Origin of the sequence: Caulobacter hibisci, assembly GCF_016135805.1 — a bacterium.
Lineage (GTDB): Bacteria > Pseudomonadota > Alphaproteobacteria > Caulobacterales > Caulobacteraceae > Caulobacter > Caulobacter hibisci.
This window is the reverse complement of sequence record NZ_JADWOX010000027.1, coordinates 1-23,723: the sequence shown is the minus strand read 5'-3', so window position 1 is coordinate 23,723 and position 23,723 is coordinate 1. Positions and strand designations below refer to the sequence as shown.

19 protein-coding genes are annotated in these 23,723 nt (G+C 65.7%); 15 read left to right on the top strand and 4 right to left on the bottom strand.

What is annotated here, in order from left to right:
- Window positions 1-38: 38 nt before the first annotated feature.
- From I4Q42_RS24270 to I4Q42_RS24260, 3 genes are all read right to left on the bottom strand, one after another.
- Window positions 39-3,035: a TonB-dependent receptor gene (locus I4Q42_RS24270; RefSeq protein WP_232793418.1), complete on the bottom strand. Its 2,997-nt coding sequence runs from the start codon at window positions 3,033-3,035 to the stop codon at window positions 39-41.
- 145 nt (window positions 3,036-3,180) lie between these two features.
- Window positions 3,181-4,170 (bottom strand): FecR family protein, encoded by a 990-nt coding sequence (locus tag I4Q42_RS24265; protein WP_232793422.1) that lies wholly within the window; start codon window positions 4,168-4,170, stop codon window positions 3,181-3,183.
- 6 nt (window positions 4,171-4,176) lie between these two features.
- The gene (locus tag I4Q42_RS24260) at window positions 4,177-4,692 is read right to left on the bottom strand and encodes an RNA polymerase sigma factor (protein ID WP_198578674.1); all 516 of its coding nucleotides are present in this window, start codon (window positions 4,690-4,692) and stop codon (window positions 4,177-4,179) included.
- 149 nt (window positions 4,693-4,841) lie between these two features.
- On the opposite strand from I4Q42_RS24260, the gene I4Q42_RS24255 reads away from it, so the two are divergent.
- The 9 genes from I4Q42_RS24255 (at window position 4,842) to I4Q42_RS24215 (ending at window position 12,668) form a co-directional block, all read left to right on the top strand.
- Window positions 4,842-5,186 (top strand): helix-turn-helix domain-containing protein, encoded by a 345-nt coding sequence (locus tag I4Q42_RS24255; protein WP_198578673.1) that lies wholly within the window; start codon window positions 4,842-4,844, stop codon window positions 5,184-5,186.
- A gap of 166 nt (window positions 5,187-5,352) precedes the next feature.
- Window positions 5,353-6,102 carry a DUF2285 domain-containing protein gene (locus I4Q42_RS26245; protein WP_269816545.1) on the top strand — a complete coding sequence of 250 codons (750 nt, stop codon included), beginning with the start codon at window positions 5,353-5,355 and terminating at the stop codon, window positions 6,100-6,102.
- A gap of 129 nt (window positions 6,103-6,231) precedes the next feature.
- Window positions 6,232-6,516, top strand: a complete 285-nt coding sequence (locus tag I4Q42_RS24245) for a helix-turn-helix transcriptional regulator (RefSeq protein WP_198578672.1) — start codon at window positions 6,232-6,234, stop codon at window positions 6,514-6,516.
- Window positions 6,513-6,980, top strand: coding sequence for a DUF2840 domain-containing protein (locus tag I4Q42_RS24240; RefSeq protein ID WP_198578671.1), 468 nt, complete (start codon window positions 6,513-6,515; stop codon window positions 6,978-6,980). Before I4Q42_RS24245 ends, I4Q42_RS24240 begins: the two co-directional genes overlap by 4 nt.
- Entirely contained in the window at window positions 6,977-7,489 is a 513-nt protein-coding gene (locus I4Q42_RS24235; RefSeq protein WP_198578670.1) for a S26 family signal peptidase, read from the top strand. Before I4Q42_RS24240 ends, I4Q42_RS24235 begins: the two co-directional genes overlap by 4 nt.
- 1 nt (window position 7,490) lies before the next feature.
- On the top strand, window positions 7,491-8,327 hold the full coding sequence (locus tag I4Q42_RS24230) for a lytic transglycosylase domain-containing protein (RefSeq protein WP_198578669.1): 837 nt from the start codon (window positions 7,491-7,493) through the stop codon (window positions 8,325-8,327).
- Window positions 8,328-8,556: 229 nt separating this feature from the next.
- On the top strand, window positions 8,557-10,272 hold the full coding sequence (locus I4Q42_RS24225; RefSeq protein WP_198578668.1) for a relaxase/mobilization nuclease domain-containing protein: 1,716 nt from the start codon (window positions 8,557-8,559) through the stop codon (window positions 10,270-10,272).
- Between the two features lie 16 nt (window positions 10,273-10,288).
- Complete coding sequence (locus tag I4Q42_RS24220) at window positions 10,289-12,244, top strand: conjugal transfer protein TraG (protein WP_198578667.1); 1,956 nt, start codon at window positions 10,289-10,291, stop codon at window positions 12,242-12,244.
- A 7-nt stretch (window positions 12,245-12,251) separates the two neighbouring features.
- Entirely contained in the window at window positions 12,252-12,668 is a 417-nt protein-coding gene (locus I4Q42_RS24215; RefSeq protein ID WP_198578666.1) for a CopG family transcriptional regulator, read from the top strand.
- A 79-nt stretch (window positions 12,669-12,747) separates the two neighbouring features.
- On the opposite strand, the gene I4Q42_RS24210 is transcribed toward I4Q42_RS24215, so the two are convergent.
- Window positions 12,748-13,455, bottom strand: coding sequence for a hypothetical protein (locus I4Q42_RS24210; protein WP_198578665.1), 708 nt, complete (start codon window positions 13,453-13,455; stop codon window positions 12,748-12,750).
- Between the two features lie 60 nt (window positions 13,456-13,515).
- Between I4Q42_RS24210 and I4Q42_RS24205 the strand changes: the two genes are divergently transcribed.
- From I4Q42_RS24205 to I4Q42_RS24180, 6 genes are all read left to right on the top strand, one after another.
- On the top strand, window positions 13,516-13,953 hold the full coding sequence (locus I4Q42_RS24205) for a hypothetical protein (RefSeq protein ID WP_198578664.1): 438 nt from the start codon (window positions 13,516-13,518) through the stop codon (window positions 13,951-13,953).
- A gap of 41 nt (window positions 13,954-13,994) precedes the next feature.
- Complete coding sequence (locus I4Q42_RS24200) at window positions 13,995-18,242, top strand: DUF3883 domain-containing protein (RefSeq protein ID WP_198578663.1); 4,248 nt, start codon at window positions 13,995-13,997, stop codon at window positions 18,240-18,242.
- Between the two features lie 447 nt (window positions 18,243-18,689).
- A complete protein-coding gene (locus tag I4Q42_RS24195; RefSeq protein ID WP_456298608.1) occupies window positions 18,690-19,637 on the top strand; it encodes a 3'-5' exonuclease in 948 nt (315 codons plus the stop codon).
- 117 nt (window positions 19,638-19,754) lie between these two features.
- Window positions 19,755-21,215, top strand: coding sequence for an SIR2 family protein (locus I4Q42_RS24190; RefSeq protein ID WP_198578662.1), 1,461 nt, complete (start codon window positions 19,755-19,757; stop codon window positions 21,213-21,215).
- On the top strand, window positions 21,212-23,212 hold the full coding sequence (locus I4Q42_RS24185) for an ATP-binding protein (protein WP_198578661.1): 2,001 nt from the start codon (window positions 21,212-21,214) through the stop codon (window positions 23,210-23,212). Before I4Q42_RS24190 ends, I4Q42_RS24185 begins: the two co-directional genes overlap by 4 nt.
- A 129-nt stretch (window positions 23,213-23,341) precedes the next feature.
- The coding region (locus I4Q42_RS24180) for a hypothetical protein (protein WP_198578660.1) at window positions 23,342-23,723 on the top strand (382 nt) is incomplete at its 3' end.

Here is a 23,723-nt window from a genome sequence, read left to right as displayed (position 1 = left end):
CGGTTCGAGCTCCAGGGTCTTTTGGGGGGAGAGGCCGGTTACCAGGCCTTGGTCAGCTGCAGCGCCACGACGCGGCCGCTTGGATCGTAGTTGGCTGGGTCATAGCCGACGTACTGCGGGGAGTCGTAGAACGGCGGGTCCTTGTCGAGCAGGTTGGTGACCGTCAGGGCCACGCTCGTTCCGCGCCAGGCCCCCTGGCTGGCCTTGGGCGTCCACTGGGCCTGCAGGTCGAAGGTGGTCAGCGAGGCCATGCGCCGACCGGTCTCGGTGTGCAGGTCACCGGTGTGATTGGCCGACAGGGTGGTGGTGACCTCGCCATGGGTCCACGCCGCCGACAGCCGCGCGCGCAGGTCGGCCGGATAGCCGGCCAGGCCCGCCAGCTCGACCGCCGTGGAGGTCTGGGTGACCTTGCGCTTATAGGCCGTCAGCCAGGAGACGTTGCCGCTGAAGGTCAGCGGGTCCTCGCGCACCGTGGTGCGCCAGCTGCCGGTCAGGTCGACGCCGCTCACCGTGAAGCTGCCGGCGTTGACGTAGCGGGCGTCGCCGATCGCGCCATAGGCCTCCGGCGTATAGAGCGCCTGGGCCGCGGCCGAGGCGTTGGTGAGGTAGGACTTCACCAGGGCCAGGTCCGCCGCATTGGTGGCCGGGCTGACATAGGTGCGGAACGGCGCCAGGTCCGAAGCCGTCAGGATGGTGGCCAGGTAGTTGATCGCAGGCCGCCCGATGCGGTTTTCAAACTTCGTCTCGAACACCGTGCCCGACAGCCGAAGCTGCGGCCGGCTCTGCGGGGCGAAATCGAAGCCGGCCGTCCAGGACTTGGCGGTCTCGGGCTTGAGGCTCGGATTGCCGCCATAGAGGATCAGGGTCAGCACCGAGGTTGCGCCATTGCTGAGGCGCACAGGGGTCGCGCCCTGGGCGTCGGTCAACTGGCCGATCGAGGGGGCGCGAAAAGACTCCCCGTAGGTGGCCCGCAGCGTCAGGGGCTCGACCGGCGCCCAGGCCACCCCGACCTTAGGTGTTGTGGCGGCCATGCCGCCCTCATAGGCCTCGTGGCGGACGGCGGCCGACAGCTCCAGGCGCTCAAAGCCCGTGCGCCTGAAGTCGGGGCCGAAGAGCGGCACGCGCGCTTCGGCGAAGGCCGCCTTCACCGTGCGCTCGCCCCGACGCGTGAAGCCGGCGATCGGCGTCAGCGAGGTCGAGGTCGTGACCCCGGTGGTCTTCAGGGTTTCGGTGCGGACCTGGGCACCGAGCGCCAGGCGCACCGATCCGGCCGGCAGCTTGAACAGCGCCCCGTCGGCCGTGACGCTGGCGGTGTCGAGCTGACCGATGGTGCGCCGCGTGTCCCAGCCGGAGACGACGAAATCGAGCACCGCCTGGCTGTTGCGGCCCTGGCCGATGAACGGGTTGAAGTAGCCGTCCCGGCTGGCGCTGTAGCTGGAGAGGGGGCTGTCGGCGGTATTGCCCAGCGCCTCGTTCAGCGCCGCGGAATTGACGAGACCGGTGTTGCGGTTGAGCGAGATCTCCTCGCCGTGGACCGCGTAGGCGTCCAGCCGCCAGTCGGCCGGCAGGACGACCTTGGCGCCCAGGACGTAGTTGCGGCTTTGCACCGAGCCGGTGTTCTTCGAGGCCCCGGTCTCGTTCTGGAAATCGTAGGCGATCAGGTGGCTGCTGGCCCCCGTCGGCGAGACGAAATAGGGATTGGCCGAGGTCACCGTCAGGGTCGCCAGGGGCGCGAGGTTCCAGAGGCTGTAGCGGCGATCGCTGTAGCGGATTTCGCCGTCCAGGGTGACGCGCTCGCCCAGCGCCTGCTTGCCGGCCAGGTAGAGGCCGAAGCGCTCCTGGCTGGGCAGGGCGTCCATCACCGCGTTCTGGTTGGTGTAGTTGAACGGCCCGGTCGTGAACGAGGACGGCGTCAGGGCCGTGCCGCTCTGCCCGGCCGGGATGGCGTAGGCGGGCAGGTAGTTGGAGCCGAGGATGTTGGCCGGCTGGGCGTAGTAGAGCCGGTGGTCGGCGCCGCCGAATTCGCGCAGGTCGGCATTGGCCAGATAGGCCCGATCGGCGGCCCGGACATTGCCGGTGCGCTGATATTCGGCGCTGGCCACCATCGAGCCCGTCGACCAGGCCTTGCCATAGGTCTGGCTTAGCTGGCGCTGGGCAAGGCCGCCTTGGGTCGCCGCGCCAAGGCGCGCGCGGGTCTCCAAGCCCTCGAAGCGGTCGCGCATCACGATGTTGACGACCCCGCCGACCGCGTCCGAGCCATAGAGCGCCGAGGCGCCGTCGAGCAGCACTTCGATGCGCTCGACCGCCGCCAGCGGCAGGCCCGCGACGTCAGAGAAATCGGCCATGATGCCGGCCCCGGCCATGCGCCGACCGTTGACCAGCACCAGGGTGGCGTCGGCGCCGAGGCCGCGCAGGTTCACGCCCGTCGAGCGGCCGGCATTGGTGCCGGTGGCGTCCGCGCCGATGGCGTTGGTGCGATCGCTGGCCGTGCCGCCAAAGGTCTGGGGCAGAGCCATCAGCGCATCGCCGACGCTGATATAGCCGCCGCGATCGATGTCGGCCTGGCCCAGGGTCACGACCGGCGAAGCGCGCTCACGGCCGCCGCGAAGATGGGTGCCGACAACGATCTCCTCGAGCGCGGTCACGTCGTCGGCGGCGACGAGGTCTGCCGGCTGCAAAGCCAGCGGGGCGTCGTCCGCCTTGATCGGCCCCGCGCCGGACACCGAGCGTTGGATCGAGACGGGCAGGCGCACCGGCCGCACGACGAGCACGCCGGCGGCGGCTTGGAAGGTCTCCAGGCCGCTGCCGAGCAGCAGGCGGTCGATCGCTTCGCGCGCGGTGTAGCGGCCCCTGATCGCGGGCGCGAAGCGGCCCGCCACCAGCTCCGTCGGCGCCATGACCCGGATATCGTAGAGCTCGGCCAGCCGCACGATCGCCGGACCGAGCGGCCCCTTGGGCGAGGTGATCTCCAGGCTCTTGTCGGCGGCGGCCGCGCCGCTGGCGTGCAGCGCCACGACCGCGGCCGTTCCCAGCAAGGCCAAGCGCTCAAGCGACGTCCAATGTCTTCCCATGTTCCGTCTCCCCCTTGGCGAGGGCGGCGTCTGGTGACGCGGCTTGATCAACCCTCGCTCGTGTAGGACGCGGGCGGGCGAGGGGCTTGGTAGTTGGGCTGTGAAAAAATTATGACGGCGCGCCGGTGGGGGTCAGGACGACCGATCCATCCCACCGCGCCTTGGGCTCTAGGCCATAGATCGCGCCGACGGCGGCGATGAAGCTGTCGCTGTCACCGACCTTGAAGGCGCCCGTGACGCGCTGCTGGCTGGGCGCATCGGCGTCGAGCACGATCTTGCGGCGGCTGTAGCGATTGATTTCGGCCACGGCCTGACTCAGCGGCACGCCGTCGAACGACAGACGTCCACTCGTCCAGCTGGTGCTCGCGGCCACATCGACCGAGGCGGGCGCGGCGGGCGCTTGGGTTGGCGAGAGCGTCAGGGCCTGGCCGGGGGTCATCGTCCAGGCGCGGTCCTGGCGCGCCTGGGTGACGCGAACCTTGCCCTGCGCCAGCACGACCTGGACGGCATGCCCGTCGCGGCGCACGTCGAAGCGGGTGCCAAGCGCACGGACCTGAGCGTCCCCGGCGCTGACCACGAACGGGCGGGCGCCATCGTGGGCGACGTCGAAAAAGGCCTCGCCTTGCAGCAGCTCGATGCGTCGCTCGCCCGCAGTGAACCGCACGCGTAAGCGCGTATCGGTGTTGAGGCGCACCGCGGAGCCGTCGTCGAGCCGGGCGATCGTCTGCTCGCCCACGCCGGTGGAATAGGTGGAGCGGGGCAGGGCGATGACGACTGCAGCGCTAACCGCGATGGCCCCCGCGAACGCGAGGCCTGTCAAATAGCGGGGCGGCCGCTGCGCCAAGGGCGCGGGCCGGTCGCGCGAAGCGGGCTGTCGCGCTTGAGTGGCCAGCGCGGCGATCTCCGGGTCGGACTTCAGCGAGCTGGCGCCGCGCGCGATATCCTCCATGCGGCGGTAGGCGGCGTCATTGGCCGGCTTGGAGCGCCAGGCGTCGAACGCTTCAATTGCATCAACCGGCACGGACGTGTCGTTGAGGCGCGTAAACCAGCCCGCCGCTTCCTTGTCGCGGCGGCGGATCCTTTGCCGATCTCCGATCATCACGCCCTAATCCTGCTCGTCTCGCATCGCCGCTGACACCCGTTCGAGAGCCTTGCGCATTCGGTGATGAACGGTGGTCAAGGGCAAGCCCTTGAGGCGCGCAATCTCCGCGTAGGTCAGCCCCTCGACATGGCTCAGGATGAAAACATCGCGCAACTCTGGCGGGAGCGCTAGCAGGACCTCCTTGAATGTCACCGCTTCCACCTGCGGCGCTGGGTAGCCGACCGACCCCAGTGTCTCGTCATCCACATTGTCTAGCGGCCGGCTAAGGTCGCGGCGCTGCTGGTCCCGCGCCAGATTGTCGGCGATCCGCATCAGTAGGGCCTTGGGATAGCGAACGTCGTCGTCGAACCGGTAGCGGGCCGCGCGCAAGAATGTGTCCTGCGCCAGGTCTTCAGCGGCCGCGGCGCCGTAGCGCTTTCGCAGCATGGTGCTCAGCCAGCCATGGTAGCGACGGAACACGCGGTCGAGCGCGGCGGAAAGTTTGGGGCTGGGCTCGAAAGCGGGTGTTGATCCGTCCACGGGATGGGTCCGACCTAAGGTTGACCCACAGATTCCTACAATCAACTAGGCTTGAAAAGCCTAGTTGATGATATTTCTAATCTTTCTGAGCTCTGTGTGGCTGGGCTGCTCTGACCCACCATTGCCCCGTCGCGGGGTAGGTGTTGTCGATGGCGAGTTTGCAGCAGCAGGTTGGAGCGCTCGTGCGCTATCACCGCGAGCGCGCAGGCCTGACCCAGCCTCAACTCGCCGAGCGGATCGATCGACAGTTTGGTGCGATCAGCCGAATTGAGCGCGGCGAGTCTGCACCCACTTTCAAGACGCTTTCGGCAATCGCTGCGGTGCTGGGCATCGAGGTTCGCGATCTGTTTGGCTCAGGCGGTTATGCTGCTGGCGATGGACGTGCTGACTTGCTGGCGCACATGTTCGATCAACTAACTTCGCTGCCCCATGATGAGCTTCCCTGGATCGCCGGCATTATTGAGGCCGCGATTTCTGGAAAGACCGCCAAATAGCCGCGCGGATTGCGCGGATACTATTGAGAAGCCACGCGGCGATCAGCCGTAGAGCGCGGCCAAGCGTGGCCAATTCGCACCGAATGCCAAGTCAATAAGGGTTTAGACCCTAGCCCGGTCATGGCCACGCTTCGGTTGGAGGCGGTGTTTCTGGCGCCATTGGCCTATGGCCGCGGCGTCGTCTCCACCGAGACCTGCACGGCCGCCGGCGAGCGGGCCTGGCGGCGGCTGGCGCGCCTTTGCCCGGCTAACCGTCCCCGCCTTGGCGTGGGAGTTCCTCAGGCGCAATCCCGACTACCGAACCGAATACGATGCAGGCGGCGATCTTGGCGATGGTGACGATCGCGCACTCGACCGGCGCTGGGGACTTGAGTTTGCGGCAGATCCTCTGCTGCCTGCCGAGCAGGCGAGCGTCTTTTGGCGCGCCGATATCGCGCCGGCCCTCGTCGTAGACCTTGCTGGCGATCGCACCAAGAGCGCGCTCGCGACGCCGAGCGGCATGACGCGCGAAGGGGAGAGCGGCGTCCATGTCCGGCTTCCATCGGGTTTGCAGATGCGGCTTGGACGCGGCGGGGAGGGCGGTGGGCCGCTCGCGGTGCTGCTGACTTTCGACGGCGAGCTTGGTCTTCGCCTTCGCGCCGTGGACGCGCTTGAGCGCACCGTGAGTGGACGGCCGGCGGCGTCTTCTCAGCTGACACCGCTGCAGCGTCAGCGTCTCGCCAGAAGTCTCTGCGCTCTGGATGGCGCGCTCGAAGGGCGCTCCTACCGCGGCATCGCCGAGACGATCTTCGGCGCCGAAGCGGTCGATGAGGGATGGCGCACCTCATCCTTGCGCGACGTCACCATCAGGCTTGCTCGGACGGGCCGGGCGATGATGCGTGGCGGATACCTCGCCCTTCTGCGGCGCGGCCTCTGACAGTGCGAGGGGGATGGTGAAAGCCGCATGGGCGGTCTTCGCCATCCACCCTCTGCGCGGCGGTTCGCCAGCATCGGCTGGCCTTGCATCGCCGCCCCGGCGACGCGCCCCAGCCCCCGGTGCTTCCCTATGCCGTCAGACACCCAGCTGCCTATGCGCCGCCTCAGCACGCCCGAAGCGGCGCGCTTCGTGGGCCTTTCCAACCGCACGCTCGAGAAGCATCGCTCCTACGGGACCGGCCCCGTCTACGAGAAGATCGGCGGACGGGTGGTCTACGCCGTGGCGGACCTGGAGGCGTGGCTGGCGCGCGGGCGGCGCTCGTCCACCAGCGAGCGCACGGCCGAGGTGGTGCTCCCGGCGAAGGCCCACGCCGCCACGTCGGCCTTCGCCGGCCTGAGCGGCGCGCGCAAGTGACCTCGCACCACACACACGTCGAACTGCTCTGGCTGGAAGGCCAGATCGAGCGCTGGATCCGCTTCGGCCGACCCGTCGCCGAGCGCATCATCGACCGGCGCAGTCGCGTTCTGGAGTTTCGCCCCGGTGCGATCTTCGCGTTGGTCCGCTGGCGCTCGGGCGACTATGGCACGGTCGACTCCCGGGTCGCGGTGCTGCGCGCGGTGGCCCCTGGCGAGCCGTTCACCACCCATCCCTTCGTCGCGCCGGGCGCGGAGATCCTGCTCAATCTCAGCGGATGGGCGCGCGTCCAGGCCGTGCTGGCCGCCATCGACCGCGTCGAGGGTCTGGGCCTTCGCGCCGAGGACGCTGCGCCCGACCACTGGCGTCATGTCGGCGCCCGGATCGGCGTTGGCCTGCCGCCGCGCGCCTATGACCGCGCGCGACATCGCGCCTGGCTGATGCGTCGGAGACTGTCGCGATGAAGCGTCTGAGCATCCCACCGCTGGTCATTGGCGGCGTGGCCTTGGCCGTACTGGCGGCCAGCTGGGCGCAGGCGCCGGCCAAGCGTCTCATCCTCAACACGACCGCCAGTGCACCGGTCGGCTTTTACTGGTTGACGAAAGAGGCGCCTGCCGTTGGCGACCTGGCGCTGGTTCGACCGCCGCCGCAGCTAGCGCGATGGCTGGCCGCGCGCGGCTACCTGCCGGCCAATGTGCCGCTCATCAAGCACATCGCCGCCGTCGAGGGGCAGGCCGTGTGCGCCCGCGACGGCGTCGTGTCGATCGATGGCCGCGTCGTTGGCGAGATCATATCGCGCGATCTCGTCGGTCGTGGGTTGAGTGCAGCCGGCACATGTCGCCGGCTCGCCGCCGACGAGGTTTTCCTGCTCAACGCCGCCGCGCCGCGCAGCCTGGACGGCCGCTATTTCGGTCCGGTTCCGCGCAGCTGCCTGGGCGGCCGGCTACTGCCGCTCTGGACTTGGGGGCGCTGACATGGCCGCAGCGACGCTACTTTCCCTGTTCGGTCGTCTGCGGCGGCCTTTCCCCGTCCCGGCCAGGACCGCGTCGGCGGCCTGGCGCAGCCGCGGTCAAGGACGGCCGGCAGGTCGGCGCGCCAAGCGCGCTTTCCTTGACGGCGGCGAGCACGGCCGCACGCTTTGGTTCGCCGGGAGGTCGGCAAGGACTTCGCGCGCATGGCGCGCGGCCGTGCTGTCCCTCTTGCTGACGTCGTGCGGTTACTGTGCGTCGGCTGAGCCGCGGGCGGTAGCGTCTATCAGTCCGCGGCGGGCGTTGATCGGCGAGGCTGTCGAGGAAGCCGCCGCGCGCTTTGGCCTCCCGGTCAGCTGGATCGAGGCGGTGATCGCCGCCGAGAGCGGCGGCGATCCTTTTGCCCTCTCGCCCAAGGGGGCGATGGGGCTGATGCAGTTGATGCCGCCGACCTGGCGCGAACTTTCGGTCGAACTGGGGCTAGGGCCCGACCCGTTTCAGCATCGGGATAACATTCTCGCTGGCGCGGCCTACCTTCGCCGTCTGTACGATCGCTTCGGCCGGTCGGGGTTCCTGGCGGCCTACAATGCCGGGCCTGCGCGGTATCAGGCCGTGCTCGATGGCCAGCGAAAACTGCCCGCCGAAACCATTGCCTACGTGGCGGCCGTCGAGTCGCGGATCGACCGATCGGTTGCGGGGATTCCTGGCCTGGTTCCGCCGAAGATCAGCGACTGGCGTGCAGCCGGAATCTTCGTTTCGCCCATCTCCGCTCAGCCACCGAGCGTCGATCGACGGACGCTCACCACCGTGATGGATCCGCCCGAACCGGCGGTGCGGCCATGAAGGTGCTCACGGTCGCGGGCGGAGGGAAGTCATGCGGGAAGGTTGCTGGGGGTAAGGAGACCAGGGCAGGGGGAGATGGCGAGATTAAAGGGCCGGGACCTTTTGGGTCCATGGCCTTGATGGTGCTCAGGAAATTCCGGGACCTAGCCTGGAGGCCAGGTCCCGGATTTCCAAGGTTTTCTAGCGCGATCAGAGACTTGTCCGGGACCTGGACGCACAGGCCGTCCCGATGACCGACGAGAACGAGTTTTTCCTGCGTCTGGGACGCATCGGCGATCAGGGCGCGCGCATCGCGCCGCGGCTTCGGGGCTTCGTACAGGAAGTCTTAGGCGCGTCGCGCCGAAGCGGGCAGGGCGCCCTCGACCTGAAGGGACGAAGCGGTCGTCGTCGGTCGGGGCGGGGGCGGGATGCGGCCAGCCGCGCGCGCGGCGGCAATCGCCGTGTGGTCGTCAAGGCCCGGATCGTCCGCCATCGCGGCAGCCGCTACACCGCCGCGCCGCTGGCCATGCACATGCGCTATCTGCGGCGCGAGGGGGTTACGCGAGATGGCGCGCCCGCCGAGATGTTCGACCGCGGGGGCGCGGCCGACCCTGCCGGCTTCGCCGAGCGTTGCCAGGACGATCGCCACCATTTTCGCTTCATCGTCTCCCCGGAGGACGCCGGGGCGCTGGACGATCTGCGCGCCACGACGCGCGATCTGCTGGCCCAGGCCGAGAAGGATCTGGGCACGCGTCTGGACTGGGTGGCGGTCGACCACTGGAACACAGACCACCCGCACGTCCATGTGCTGATCCGCGGCGTGGGCGACGACGGCGCCGACCTCGTCATCGACGCCGACTACATGACCAAGGGACTGCGCCAGCGGGCCGAGGCCCTGGTCTCCCTGGAGCTTGGACCGCGCTCGCCGGAGGAGATCGCCGCGAGCCTAGACCGAGAGGTCGAGGCGGACCGGTGGACCAGCTTGGACCGAACGCTGCGGGGGCGCATTGGCCCTGACGGCCTGGTCGATCTTCGTCCCTCGGCCGATGGCGGCGACCGTGTGCCGCCGCGCCTGATCGGACGGGTCCAGCGCCTGAAACGCCTTGGCCTCGCCGACGAGCACAATGGCCAATGGCGGCTCGCCGACGACCTCGAGCCGCGCCTGCGCGCCCTGGGCGAGCGGGGTGACATCATCAAGACCTTGCACCGCGCGATCCGCGACGCCGATCGCAATCTGGCCGACCTCGCGATCCAGGCCGAGCACCTGGACGCGCCGATCGTCGGGCGGCTGGTCGATCGCGGCCTCCACGACGAGCATAGTGGCCAAGCCTACACCGTGGTCAATGGCGTCGACGGGCGCCTGCACCACTTTCGGTTCAAGGACCTGGGCGCGACGGGTGACACCCCGGTCGGCGGCCTCGTTGAGATCCGGTCGCGCCAGGTCCCCGGCGAGAAGCCGAGCCTCGAACTCATCCATCGATCCGACCTCACGCTTGATCGCCAGGTCAGCGCGTCGGGCGCGACCTGGCTGGATCGACAGCTTGTCGTCCGCGAGCCGACACCGCTCGCCGGTGGCGGCTTCGGACGGGAGGTTCGTGACGCTCTGGTTCGCCGTCGCACGCACCTGCAGGCCAGCGGGCTGGCCGATCGTTTGGGCCGGCCGCGGGCGGGGCTCGTGGCGGGTCTTCGCGCCCAGGAGCTGGTGCGCGTCGCCGACAACATCGCCGCCGAGACCGGCGGGACCTGGAACCCGGTCAAGGCCGGCGACCCGATCGCCGGCGTCTATCAGCGGCGGCTCGACCTGGTGTCAGGCCGGTTCGCGATGATCGAGGACGGGCTGGGCTTCCAGCTCGTGCCCTGGACGCGAGGGCTGGACGGGCGGCTGGGCCAGGAGGTGAGGGGCGTGGTCAGCCAGGGCGGCGGCATCGACTGGGCCCTGGGGCGCAAGCGGGGGATCGGGCTTTGAAGAGCGAGATCCTGACATGAGCGGTACGAAAATCCTCTGGGGCCAGATCCTCGTGGTCATGCTCCTGGCCCTGGCCGGCGTCTGGCTGGCGACTGAATGGACGGCTTGGCGGCTGGGCTTTCAGCCGCAACTGGGGCCGCCCTGGTTTCGGCTTGGGAATTGGCCGGTCTATCCGCCGCCGGCCTTCTTCGTGTGGTGGTTCGTCTACGAGGCCTATGCGCCCGACGTGTTCGCGCGCGGCGCTTTCATGGCGGCCGGCGGCGCCCTGATCGCCGTCGTCGTGGCGATCAGCATGTCGATCTGGCGCGCGGAAGAGGCCAAGAAGGTGACGACCTATGGCTCGGCGCGATGGTCGACGGAGGAGGAGGCCAGGGCGGCCGGGCTGCTCGGCGCCGATGGCGTGGTGCTCGGCCGGATGAAGGACCACTACCTGCGCCACGATGGTCCTGAGCATGTCCTCTGTTTCGCGCCGACCCGGTCGGGCAAGGGCGTGGGCCTGGTCGTGCCGTCCCTGCTGACCTGGCCGGGCTCGGCGGTCGTCCACGACATCAAGGGAGAGAACTGGCAGCTGACGGCGGCCTGCCGCGCAACGGTGGGGCCGGTCCTGCTGTTCGACCCGACCAATCCGGCTTCCAGCGCTTACAATCCCTTGCTGGAGGTGCGGCGAGGACCGACCGAGGTGCGCGACGTGCAGAATATCGCCGACATCCTGGTCGACCCGGATGGAGCGCTCGAGCGGAGGTCGCACTGGGACAAGACCAGCCACAGCCTGCTGGTCGGCGCCATCATACACGTTCTCTACGCCGAAGCCGACAAGACCCTGGCCGGCGTCGCTAATTTCCTGGCCGATCCACGCCGGACCATAGAGGCCACGCTGCGGGCCATGATGGCCACGCGGCACCTGGGCGACGCGGTCCACCCGGTCGTCGCCAGTGCAGCCCGTGAGCTCCTGAACAAGAGCGATAACGAAAGGTCGGGCGTGCTCTCAACCGCGATGTCGTTCCTGGGTCTCTACCGCGACCCGATCGTCTCGGCGGTGACCGCCCGGTGCGACTGGCGCATCGACGACCTCGTCGCCGCGGGTCGGCCAGTGACCCTCTATCTAGTCGTGCCGCCGTCGGACATCAGTCGGACCCGTCCGCTCATCAGGCTGATCCTCAACCAGATCGGACGGCGTCTGACCGAGGGTCTGGAAAGCGCGCGCCACCGGCCCCGTCTGCTACTGATGCTCGACGAGTTTCCGGCGCTGGGCCGGCTGGACTTCTTCGAGCAGGCCATGGCGTTCATGGCCGGCTACCGGATCAAGGCTTTCCTTATTGCGCAAAGCTTGAACCAGATCGCCAAGGCCTACGGAGAGAACAATTCGATCCTCGATAACTGCCATGTCCGCGTGGCGTTCTCGACCAACGACGAGCGAACCGCGCGCCGGATCAGCGACAGCCTGGGAACCGCCACGGAAATGAGGGCGATGAAGAACTACGCCGGGCACAGGCTTTCGCCCTGGCTCGGTCACCTGATGGTCAGTCGACAGGAGACCGCCCGGCCGCTGCTGACGCCTGGCGAGGTGATGCAGCTTCCGGCCGACGAGGCCCTGGTGCAAGTCTCGGGTGTCCCGCCCATCCGGGCGACGAAGGTGCGCTACTTTCTGGATCCCGAACTGGCAGGCCGAGTGGCCGAGCCGCCAACTGAGTTGAAGGCTCTCAGCGTCAGCGGGGCCGGCGACTGGACCGCCTCAATCGCCGCTTCGGATGGCGTGGGGAAGGGGAGCGGGGATGCCGTCGATGAAGGCGGTCATCGGATCGAACCGGAGTTCGAGACGCCGGTCGCGCCCGCGCCGGAGCCGCCTGCGGCGGAGGATTGGCTGGACCTTGAAACCGATACCGACGAGTCCGCTCAGGCCGAGCAGGCGCGCCGCTTCAGGGCTGCGGCCAGACAGGCCAGCCTGGACCCCGATGACGGTATTCCGCTGTGAGGGCGTGATGAAGGTTCAGACAAAAGTCTTCCTGGCGCGCGATCTCGTTCTGGCCCTGGACGAGGCGTCGAGGCGAACGCGTCGATCAAAGTCGGAGATCGTCCAGGCAGCGCTCGCCAGCTATCTGTCGCCGGACAGCGACGAGGCAGCCGAGGCGGCCGTGGTTCGGCGCCTAGACCGGATCGGCCGGGAGCTGGAGCGGATCGAGCGTGACGTGACGATTTCGAATGAAGCCGTCGCCCTCTTCGTGAAGGCCTGGCTGACCGCGACGCCTAGCCTTAGCGCCGGAGACCAAAGGGCTCAAAACGCCAAGGGGCAGGAGCGATACACCGGCTTCCTGGAAGCGCTGTCTCGCCGCCTGGCCTCGGGCCGGCTATTGCGAACCGAGGTCTTAGAGGATCGAGCGTCGAGCGGGGAGGCGTGACACTTCGCTTCCATTGGTAAGTTCCGCCCAAAGGCGGCGAGGCCGTACCTGAAACGGAACGACCGGAAGGCCGACATTTCTACTTGCGCGTGGCCTTGCCCAAGTTCTCGCGCTTCTTGTTCAGCAGATCATTGGGGAACGCTCGGATCAGCAGGGCTTCCAGGTCATCAATCATGCTTGGAGCGATGGCGTAGGCGCTGAAATAGGCCGCCATCTCGTGCAGGGGCACCTGGCGGGTGACAATCTGGCGACGCTTTTCCTGCGAGCGACGAAATTCCACGCGCCGATCAGGGTGTTGAACGCGCGCAAGGGCCTGAACTTCGCCTCGGTCGCGGTTGAACGCGAGGTTCATTTCCTTCCACAGTGACTGATGCTTGGCTTGACCGGCATAGAGCGCGCGGCCGCGGCTGTCATAGAAGAGATAGACCCCGTTGGCGGCCCGCAGTTCATCGCGCAGTCCGTTGCGGTAGGGGTGCAATTCTCCATCGACCATCACGTCGAAGAGATCGTTGCTGACGCCGCCCCGCGCGTTGGCGACGCAGTAGATCGGATGGAACTCGACCACGGTCTTGATCAAATCTTGGGTGGCGCGGGCCTCCGCAGTCGTATCGACTTTGTCGATCAGGCGCGCGACCTGCAAGGCCGACAGAGCTGGTGAGGATTTGAGCTGCGAGAGGCGGGCAGGCGACAACCCCAAGTGTGCGGCCAGGGCCACATCCGTGAACTCGCGCCCCGTGCGTTGCGAAAGAGTCCTGCGTATCTGGGCAACTAAAGCCTTGCCTTCCACGTCGCCTCCGAGTTGCGATGACAGAAACTTCAGCTTAGGGCGAGCAGTGGCGGCCACTCCATGAATTTCTCAAATGCCTTCCAGGCGCTCGGCTACATCATCACCCAACCGCGCACTGATTGGAGCGCGATGTCCCCGGGTGGGGTTTGCATCTCAATCTGGCGCGACGAGATCCACCGTAGCGGTGACGGCCTGTTCGTGTTCGACACGCAGCTTCATGGGCGCGACCATGATCTGTGGAAGCGCAAGCCCGGCAATAGAAAGCGGATAGGCCACCTCGCCCGCGTTATGGCGGAGCTGGGTGGGGCGGTGGACGTTGTCATCGTCCACGGCACGCCTGGCGGACGCGTGACCTCGGCGGACCCTTGGGATGTCGAGCGTCGCGGAGCACGCTGGCGGGTAGTGAGCTTTGATCCGGGGTCAGGCCACTACCGCGCCGAGCTGGAGCGGCTAGGGACTGGGCAGCCCGCATCCTCCGCGAGCCCTGTGGACATGTGATGTACGATTGTGTTGGCTGCCGGTAATCTACCGGAGGGGCAATGGTGTCATCGTCGATTGGCTCGGGCTCCCAAGCGGACTCTGTCGCCGGTGCGGATGATCTAGCTGGTGGCGCGTGGGTTCCGCCGGAGATCGAGGGGCAGATAAACCAACGTGTCGGCTCGAGCATCATCGATGATTTCGTGCTGGGGCATTCGGCGGCCGATGTTTTGCGCGAAATCGTTCAAAACGAATTCGATGGCGGTGGCAGCCATATTGGCATCGTGTTTGGGCCGTCCGAACTGACGATCACCGGCTCGGGCCGGCCTATCGCGGCCGATGGCTGGGCGCGACTGGACGTGATCGTCGGCACCGGCGACGTGATCGGTAGTCATGGCGCTGAGAGAGTTGACCCCAAGTCCAACGGTATCGGGTCCAAGAATTTCGGCATCCGATCACTGTTCTTTTTCGGTGACCGTATCCATGTGCGCTCCAACGGCCGGGTCGCAATCCTGGACGTTAGACAGATGGGGACACGGAACCTCGAGGATCCGACTTCCTTAGGTCTTCCTGGGGTCAGCATCCATGTTCCGTATCGGACGGCGGTGCTGCGGGATTTGCAGCCGTTTGATGTCGAGCGTGAACACAAGGCGATGGACGAAATCGCTCAAGCGCTCCTGCCAACCTTGGTCAAGCTGGCGGGCGCCGGGAGCGCCAAGGGTGTCACCAGCCTAGACGTCAACGCCCAACGCACGGGGCGCCGGATTATCTGGTCGCAATCGGCCAAGGCCGAGCCGAGCGCCGTTCGTGGGGTAACGCTCATCCGCCGCAAAGGACGACTGGAAGATCGCTCGGCCAGCGGTGGCACCCCGCGAATTCTGAAGGTCGAGGAACTGGAGTTCATACGGTCGGTCGCTATTCCATCCGAGCGTCGCGGTGTGGATTTCCCCAGCTACTATGCTGCGGAACGAGGGCGCTTGAACGTCGCGGTGTCCGTGCCTTTGATCCGCCGTCGCCTGGATGTGAGCCGCAACGGCAATTTCTACTACCCGCTGCAAGCGCCCCAGGGGCTGACGGGCTTTCCATTCAGTATCAGCGCGCCGTTCAAGTTGGACCAGGATCGTTCGGCTGTGGTGCAGACGCCTTGGAATGACTGGCTCCTGGATGAAGCCGCTCGTCTGACGACGGAAGTCTTGCAGAAAGACTGGCTGGGGCGTTTCGGGGCGCTGGCCTATGAGGGAATATCGCCTGGGAGACCTGCGGCGCCCGACCGTTATCAAACGGCCGTCATCAATCACCTTCGTACGCAAGCAGCTTGGCCAACCCAGGCCTCCAAACGCGGGGCGATTGTGTTCGCAAAGGCCGAAAACCTTGTCGTCGCAGGGGAGCCGAAGTTGGACGGCTTCATGGGCACCAACAACAGCCTCGACAAGCGTCTGATGGACTCCCCTGTGGTCATGGATTTGGTTAGGTCCATGGGGGCCAAACACTTCACGATCAATGCGCTGGTCCGCCTGCGCTGCGCTGGGGCGAATGGTAAGGATACGCTAGCCACCAAGTTATCCGCATCTGAAGCCGACTACCATTATCCCTCCTTCGAAAGCGGGCCCGTCGATGTCGCTGATCAGGTGAGAAGCGCCGAGGTGCTGTCCAGCCTGCGTAGCCGGTTATCGCCCGCCAACCGTAAGGACCTCCGCGACACGCGATCGACTTTGGCGGCCGATCAGAGTTTGGCGCCCGTCCACAAACTAACGCTTGTAGACCCAAGTATTTGGGCTGCTTGTCCCGCACCGATGTCGACCCGGCTTCACCCCAAGTTGGCCGACGTAAGCCTGTTTGCTCGAATGTGCGTACCCTTCGACTATGCCGATTGGGCCGTCGACGCTTGCTCTCGCGCCGAGACCGGCGTCATCGACGCCAAGGAGCGCGGTGCGCTCTATCGCTGGCTGCTTCTGCCCGAAACGAAGTTGGCTCCGCGCGTCCTGGCGGCTGTTCGCAAGAGCCCAGTGGTTCGTAGTCATTCCGGCGACTGGGTCCGGCCCATCGACCTGGCGATGCTGCCACGCCACGACGCGGCGGTGTTGCATCACGTTGTCGATGCGCCACATGCCGATCTGGTGAAGCGCCCCGAGCTGCTGGAGCGGCTTTCGGTTCGTCGCAAAGTCATCGCGGATGATCTCATAGCGCTCGCCAGGCGATTGGGAGATCATCCAGGTGGGGGAGGCGCGTTCGAGGCGTTCCTTGTGCGGCACGAAGGGCTTCTGAAGCTATCCGTGGCCGACGAGTTGGCAAAACTGCCTTGCCTGCGCAATCGCGCGGGAGGGCTTTCGTCGGCCTCGGAACTGCACCTGGCGACACCAAGCAATTTGGAATGGTTGGACGACCCGGCCGTGATCGTCGCCGATGGCAACGTTTCCCTCTACCGTCGCTTGGGCTGTCGCTCGGTGCCCGACGCTGCCACGCTTTTGGCTCTGCTGCGCCGCAGGCGCGTGGACAAAGCGCCACCGCCTCGGCTCAGCGAGTTTTACCAGACCCTCGCGGACGCCTTGCGCCGGCAACCAGCCGACATCGCGATGCTGGCTGCGGAGCCCGTTCTATACGTCCAGAACGAATATCACGCGCCGCAGGACGTTATCGTGGCCGCCACGGTCGCGCGTTTTCAAGCGGTCACGTTGGCGGTTTTCCGTGGCAGCGATGAGTTGGCTCAGGCCTATCTGACCTTGGGGGCGCAGCCCCAGATGCGGACGCGGCATTGGATTTCCACTTTCCGCTGGTTCGAGGCCCGCGCGGCATCGAGAAACGGTACGTTGCCGCTGATCGACCGGCCATTGCTGAGGGACGCTTACCGTCGCCGACTTCTCACTTCGTGGACGGAAGACCTGCCGGTTGATCTGCGGTTTCTGCTCGACAGGGCAGGCGGTTTGCATCGGGCCGACGACTTGGTCGCGGGAAGTTTCGTCGAGGACGATTTTCCTGCATTGGCGACAGCTTTGGAACTAGCCGGCGCCAAGATCGCATTCGCCGACGCGGCGGAAGAAAGCCGTAGTTTCTTTCTCCGCCTCGACATCTCGACCCTTTCCACCCGATGCGGCTCGCCCACTCCGAAGCTTGGTGAAATCAGGCCAGCTCTAGGCTGGGTTCGGGCCGCGCTCGATGACGCGCTGAGCCAGATCCGCAATCCGAACTTCGCTCTGGGCCTAGCGGAACTTTGCCATGCCCGTCGGCGGCAAGTCGGCACCTTCGGCCCAGTGAGTGCATCAAAGCTGGCCCAACGTCTGAGCGCCGTCGTCGGCATCGATATCGTCGCCGACTTACAGTTAACCTATAGGATCGCAGGCAAGGCGGTGCAGGTCGACACCGACTTCGCGGTCTCGTCGGGTGGCATTTCTGTCGCGATGCCGCGCAGTCGGATGGAGCTGGAGCAAAGGCTCGCTGCGGCGATCGCGGAAATTGCCGGAGCCGCGCGGATTTCAGATCGCCGAGCGCTTTCGCCGCTTATCTCTCTCCTGCTGCGATGCGTAAGCGCCGCCGACGCGCGATCCTTCCTGCTGAGTCAGGGAATATCGCCGCCATCTTCGCTCAGTGAAGCTTCCCAGGAGCAGGAGGATCTGTTCGACACCAAGACCCGAACCGAAGACATCCTAAGAACCGTGCTTGATCAGCTGGACACCACGCCTCGAGCTGTGGAGCCGCCGCCGGCTTCGCTGCCGTCGCCGTCGCCTCCTCCAGCGCCCGCTCCGGTGATACCGCCTCCGGTACGACGTCCACCGACGCTTCCAGTGTTGGCGGCCGTGATCTTGAGCGAGGCGCCGGTGGTTGGCGCCGCGCCAGTGATCAGCGGTTCAGGAGGGCGTGATCCAGGGTATCGGGGGCCATCTTACTGGACCCCGCCATCGGCCTATGAGGTCGAACGCGATCGGATGGTCGGGACCCGTGGCGAAGAATTAATCTACCATCTTGAGATCCAGCGGGTTCGAGAGCTCGGTTACGAGCGCCCAGAGGAGGTAGTGATCTGGACATCGCGCACGGAGCCAGGAGCCGATCACGATATTCGATCCATCGACGGAGCCGGCAATGTGCTCTGGATCGAGGTTAAATCGACGACGGGGCGCGACGGGCGCTTTGAGTGGTCGCGTCGCGAGTTCGAAAAGGCGATGCGTGAAGGCCCGCGCTATGAGCTAGTCAGGGTCTATGAAGCTGACAGCCTGCAACCTGTTGCGAAGCGTTTCCGCAATCCGGCGGCGCTCCAGGGAGAAGGCCTCCGTCTCGAGCTCAGCACCCTGCGCGCCTTTGTCGAGCCGCGGTCGTGAAGCGGAGGTCTGCTGCTTCATTATCGGGTAGGACGTCTGAGGCGCGCTGGGATTAAGGCCCATTGCTTTCATCCACATCCGGGTGCTCGTCTGTAGCGCAGTCGTCGGAGGGCCTCGGCCACGAAGCTCAGATCACCCCGGAAGACATCGCAGGCGTCGATGTCCTGCAGGAGGGTTTCGCTGACGGCCGGCGTGCCCGGCACGCCCTGGGTGTCGGAATCAATATGGATCTCACCCCATGGCGCGCACCCACCGTGGCGGCGGCCGCTTCCGGGGCTTTCTGGATGACGTTTCGGCACATCGCCGATGGTCTGCCCGACTGCCAGGCGTAGAAGACGGTGGAGGGCGGCAAGCTTGACCCCCGGAGCACCCGCGCACGCTGGCGTATTTCCGCAGCCGCCGTCACCAGCCATGTCCACGCTCTCCTGACCCCCGTCGTGTGGCAGGATGGCCAGACGATTCTTCCGGACGCCCATGCCCTACGCCGCGCCGACATCCCCGGATCAACCCGACCCAGCCGCCCTGGAGGCCATGGCTGCCCAACTAGAGGCCAGCGGCCGTTATCGCCTCCTGCGTCGCTTCGAGACCTGTACGCTGCACGCGGACTTCGACCCAGCCACGCTCAAGCGCGGAGTCTACCTCGACACCGAGACCACGGGCACGGACGGCCACAAGGACGAGATCCTCGAACTGGCCATGGTGCCGTTCGACTACGATCCCCACGGCCGCCTCTGCGCCGTCCACGCCCCCTTCGTGGCGCTCAACCAGCCGACCAAGCCGATCCCGCCGGAGATCACCAAGATCACCGGCCTCACCGACGACATGGTGGCCGGCCAGATCATCGATCCCGGAGCGGTGGCCGCGTTCATCGCTCCGGCGGTGATCATCATCGCCCACAACGCCGCCTTCGACCGCCTGTTCGCTGAGCGCCTGACCGAGGCCTTCAAGCTCAAGGGCTGGGCCTGCTCGATGAGCCAGGTGGACTGGAAAGGTCAGGGTTTCGAGGGGACCAAGCTCGCCTATCTCGCCAGTCAGTGCGGCTTCTTCTTCGACGGCCACCGGGCCGAGAACGACTGTCTGGCCGGCCTGGAGATCTTGGGCCGCCCCCTCCAGGACGGCCGAACGGGCCTGGCCCAACTGCTGGATGCGGCCCGCGCCCCCACCTGGCGGATCGTCGCCGAACGTTCGCCGTTCGAGATGAAGGACAAGCTCAAGGCCCGCGGCTACCGCTGGAACGGCGAAGACGCCGCCGGCCCCAAGGCCTGGTTCACCGACGTCGCCGAGGCCGACCGCGACGCCGAACTGCTGTTCCTGACCCAGGAGATCTACGGCTACGATCCCCAGCTTAGCCCTAAGCGCATCACGGCCTTCGAGCGCTTCTCCGAACGAGCCTGACAGGTCGTGGGTGTGGTTGCCTCATTGTAGGCACTACCGGTTGCGGCTAGGCCTAGCTACGCGCCTTACTAGCGCGCACGGCCTTGCGTCGAACGGCGAGGAGACTTTGGGGGGGCGATGAGCACAGAGCGGACCGGGCGAAGCTTTCAATTTCTGCGGGACGGCGCCGAAACCCCCGTCGATGTGACCTGGGATGAGGACGGTACGAACGGCCGGCAGAACACGATCGCCAGCGTCCGGCAGATGATTTCGGAGGCGATGAACGCCAAGAACGTCGCCTTCCTGCTCGGCGCGGGCTGTTCTTCGCTGATGCGGGACAGGATCGAACGCGGCATTCCAACGATGCTGCCGCTCGCGTCGGAGTTCTGTCGCGAAGCCATGTCTGAAACCATCGCGGCGGCCACGGCGCTCTCCCCCGGCGAGGCGGTGGATCAGGCTAACGGCGGCCAGTTCGAGGTCCGGGGTTCCGACGGGGCCAACCATGTTGTCCGTCCCGAAGGCGAAGGCGAAGGCGAAGGCGAAGGCGAAGGCGACGACGTCGACGCCGACGCCGACGCCGCACCGCCGCAGACCTGGCGACTGACCGCCGAGGAGATGGCTGTGCTGGACGACCTGGGGGTCGATCTGGAAGACGGCTACAACAAAAACCTCGAGCGATTGATGGAGGTGCTGTTTGGTCAGCGCTTCGTCCTGACCCGTAGCGCAAAGGCGGCGCATGGTGCCCAACTCCAGCTTGTGAACGGCATCATCCAGAAGGTGCAGGACTTTCTGTGGGAGCGGCTCACCGCTGGCGCCTTTAGCCGCGGCGACACCTCTGTCCGGGACCTCTACGAGAAGTTCTACCGCAAACTCGTGCTGCGGGACCGCTCGTTGCCGCGACCGTGGGTGTTCACCACCAATTACGACCTCTTCAACGAGATCGCGATGGACCGTCTCGGGATCCCGTACGCCAACGGCTTCACGGGCTTCGTCGAGCGCCGCTTCAATCCGGCGAGCTTCCGATACGCCCTCGCCGAGCAGCTCGATGTCGGAAACCGCAAATGGGCGGCCGTCGATGCCTTCGTTTACCTGGGCAAGCTGCACGGATCGGTCAGCTGGACAGAAGACGATCACGGTCTGCTGCCCATTCGGGAAAACTGGCCCGTCGCCGAGGCGTCGCGGATGCTGATCTACCCCACGCCCGCCAAGCAAAATGCATCCCTGGCCTCGCCCTACGCCGATCTCTTCCGGGAGTTTCAGTCGCGCGTGGTCCGCGAGCAGAGCGTGCTGATCACCGCCGGCTTCGCCTTCGGCGACGAGCACCTCAACAATATCATCTATCAGGCGCTGACGATCCCGACGTTCCGGCTGATCATCTTCGCCTCACCAGACTCCGGAGGCGATATCGCCAAACTGCGCAAACTGGGTGACCCTCGCATCTGGATCATCGGCGGCGACGGCCCCACGGAGGGCTCGCGGGCGCACTATTTCAACACCATCGTCGAACACTTCCTACCGCAGCGCCCCAGCGAACGGATCGACGAAGCTGTCCAGAAAGTCATGAGGGCCATGGCACCCAACAAGGATGGCGAGGCGTGACCCACGACGATCGCAAGCGCGCCATCGGCAAGGTGGTCGCCGTCACCGCCGACCGGTTCGTGGTCGAGATGCACGCCGGCACCGACAACTTCACCGTGGTCGGCTTCGACGACGTCCACTACGTCGCCCGTCTGGGATCCTTCCTTATGATCCCGGCCCAGTCAGAATATGTCGTCGCCGAGGTGATCGGTCTGCGCGAACGCGACGCCAGCGCTCCTGGCGACCGAGGAGACCTGGAACGGGCCACGTCGTCGAAGTTTCTAGATCTCGTGCCTGTCGGCATGCTGCCTGTCTCAGGCGGAGCCTTCCGGTTCGGGGTCTCGATTTTTCCGTCGCTGTACGCCGACGCCCTCTATGCGCTCGACCGCGAACTGGACCGCATCTTCGAAACCGACGTGCCGGTGGAACCTTCGGCAAGCATCAATGGCGAGGCATGCACGCCTCCGGACGCCAGCCGCTACCGTGTTCTCTCCATCGGCAAATCGGTCGTCTTTGAGGACTATGAGGTCAAGGTTCGCCTGGACGATTTCTTCGGCGGTCATGTGGCCGTGCTTGGCAATACAGGCAGCGGCAAATCCTGCACTGTCGCCGCCATGCTGCAGGCGTTGTTCGAAAAAGCCGATGAGCACCACGCCAGGGGCGCCACCTTCGTCGTCTTCGACGTGAATGGTGAATATGGGACCGCCCTCACGCCGTTGGCGGAGCGCGGCCAGATCGGCGTGGAGCGCTTGGTCCTGGACGGTTCGCCGGGCGGCTTTCGACTCCCCCACTGGTTCCTTGAGATGTCGGAATGGGAGCTGCTACTTCAGGCCAGCGAGAAGACGCAGCTGCCAGTGCTGCGTGCGGCGTTGGGGTTGACCAGCCTTTTTCGAACTCAGTCGGCGGCGGCTCTTGAGACCAAGGAACACTTCATCGCGACCTGCATCATCGAGTGCTTCCGCGGTGCCGACGGCGACTCGCCCGTCTCGAAATTCCAGCGCGTGGTGTCGCTGCTGCAGAAGTATCCGACGGCGACACTGAACATGGCCCTGCTCAACAGGTTCGGCCCTAACATGCAGTACGGCAATTTCGCCGGTAACGGTCAGGATGGTTTTCTTCAAGTCGTTCGGGGGAAGGTGAGAGAGGATGTTCACCTGCCGTCGTACGACCACACGCCGTTCGCCTTCGACGACCTTGCTGAGTGTCTGGACTTCGCCATCCTTTATGAGGAGGCGCACGGCAACCGGCAGATCCGAGACTACTGTGCTTCATTGGTGACGCGCTTAAAGTCCCTGCAGGAACGTTCGGAATACGGATTTCTCCGGCACTCCAGCACTGAGCTTGGCAATGCGCCTTCGCCCTTGGACTTCCTGATGCGCTTGGTTGGGCTACGGCAGAACGGCCAAGTCCTCACCAAGATCAATCAGATCGTCATTCTCGACATGAACGACGTAGAAGACGAGGTGGTCGAACTCGTTAGCGCGGTAACCGCACGTATGCTGTTCAAGCTACTCCGAAAGGCGGATCCACGCAGTCGCTTCCCTATCCACCTGCTCCTGGAAGAGGCTCACCGCTATATCGCTGCGGCACCATCTCGATTCGCGCTGGACGCCACCAAGGGCTTCGAGCGGATCGCGAAGGAGGGGCGGAAGTATGGGATGTTCGTGATGCTCGCCTCACAGAGACCCAGCGAACTCTCCAAGACCGTGCTTAGCCAATGTTCGAATTTCGTGGTCCACAGAATTCAGAATCCAGATGACCTCGCGCAGATCCGGCAAATGACGCCCTTTATCTCGGACGCTGTCCTCAAGCGCCTGCCGTCGCTGCCCAAGCAACATGCCCTCGTGTTCGGGACATCGGTGAACCTACCCACCACTTTCAAAGTTCGCCAAGCCTCGCCGCGTCCTCGTAGCGATGATGCTCGCATCGTTGAGCGTTGGTTCCATGAGGACGGACGTCCAGCTGAAATCCGGCTTATGCCTGCAGGCTTCGATCATGGCTCAGCAGCCGCTGACTAACTGGGGGATGCAGCACACTACTTCTGCCTTTGGCGGCGTGTGGTCGCGAAGAACTGACGAAACGCAAATCTGCCAATCCAATGAACTGACGCGATAGCTAGCCAAACGGGCAGCCTAGGGCGGTGATTAATGAGCCTCGACGATCTGGCCTCTACAGTAAGTGAATTTTTGGGAGCGCCTCAGGCCGAACTCCTTGCGATTGCTAAGGCACTTGATGCCGAGGGGCTGCTCGGCGCGGTCGGTCCGGGTGGGACATGGCAAGTGGTGGCGTCATCGTTGACCAACCTGCTTCTCGGCGCGATGTCGAAGTGCTCACCCGCTGATGTAGCTCAGACGGTATCGCGACTTCGAGAAGCGACGACTGATCCAAGGAAAGCGCCAGGCGAAGAAGTCCCGCGTTCCATCCTTGATCACCCTCTATTCAGCAAGCGGCATCTCCTGGGTGAAGCGCTCGACGCAATCATTCTCAGCTATGGTGCCGATGACGGGTTCGACGATGAAGCCTACGGCC

Coding starts and splice junctions, on each gene's coding strand:
- I4Q42_RS24265 (WP_232793422.1), bottom strand. CDS start 4,170: ATGATCGGAGATCGGCAAAGGATCCGCCGCCGCGACAAGGAAGCGGCG.
- I4Q42_RS24255 (WP_198578673.1), top strand. CDS start 4,842: ATGGCGAGTTTGCAGCAGCAGGTTGGAGCGCTCGTGCGCTATCACCGC.
- I4Q42_RS26245 (WP_269816545.1), top strand. CDS start 5,353: ATGGCCGCGGCGTCGTCTCCACCGAGACCTGCACGGCCGCCGGCGAGC.
- I4Q42_RS24245 (WP_198578672.1), top strand. CDS start 6,232: ATGCCGTCAGACACCCAGCTGCCTATGCGCCGCCTCAGCACGCCCGAA.
- I4Q42_RS24235 (WP_198578670.1), top strand. CDS start 6,977: ATGAAGCGTCTGAGCATCCCACCGCTGGTCATTGGCGGCGTGGCCTTG.
- I4Q42_RS24230 (WP_198578669.1), top strand. CDS start 7,491: ATGGCCGCAGCGACGCTACTTTCCCTGTTCGGTCGTCTGCGGCGGCCT.
- I4Q42_RS24225 (WP_198578668.1), top strand. CDS start 8,557: ATGACCGACGAGAACGAGTTTTTCCTGCGTCTGGGACGCATCGGCGAT.
- I4Q42_RS24220 (WP_198578667.1), top strand. CDS start 10,289: ATGAGCGGTACGAAAATCCTCTGGGGCCAGATCCTCGTGGTCATGCTC.
- I4Q42_RS24215 (WP_198578666.1), top strand. CDS start 12,252: ATGAAGGTTCAGACAAAAGTCTTCCTGGCGCGCGATCTCGTTCTGGCC.
- I4Q42_RS24205 (WP_198578664.1), top strand. CDS start 13,516: ATGAATTTCTCAAATGCCTTCCAGGCGCTCGGCTACATCATCACCCAA.
- I4Q42_RS24200 (WP_198578663.1), top strand. CDS start 13,995: ATGGTGTCATCGTCGATTGGCTCGGGCTCCCAAGCGGACTCTGTCGCC.
- I4Q42_RS24195 (WP_456298608.1), top strand. CDS start 18,690: ATGGCCAGACGATTCTTCCGGACGCCCATGCCCTACGCCGCGCCGACA.
- I4Q42_RS24190 (WP_198578662.1), top strand. CDS start 19,755: ATGAGCACAGAGCGGACCGGGCGAAGCTTTCAATTTCTGCGGGACGGC.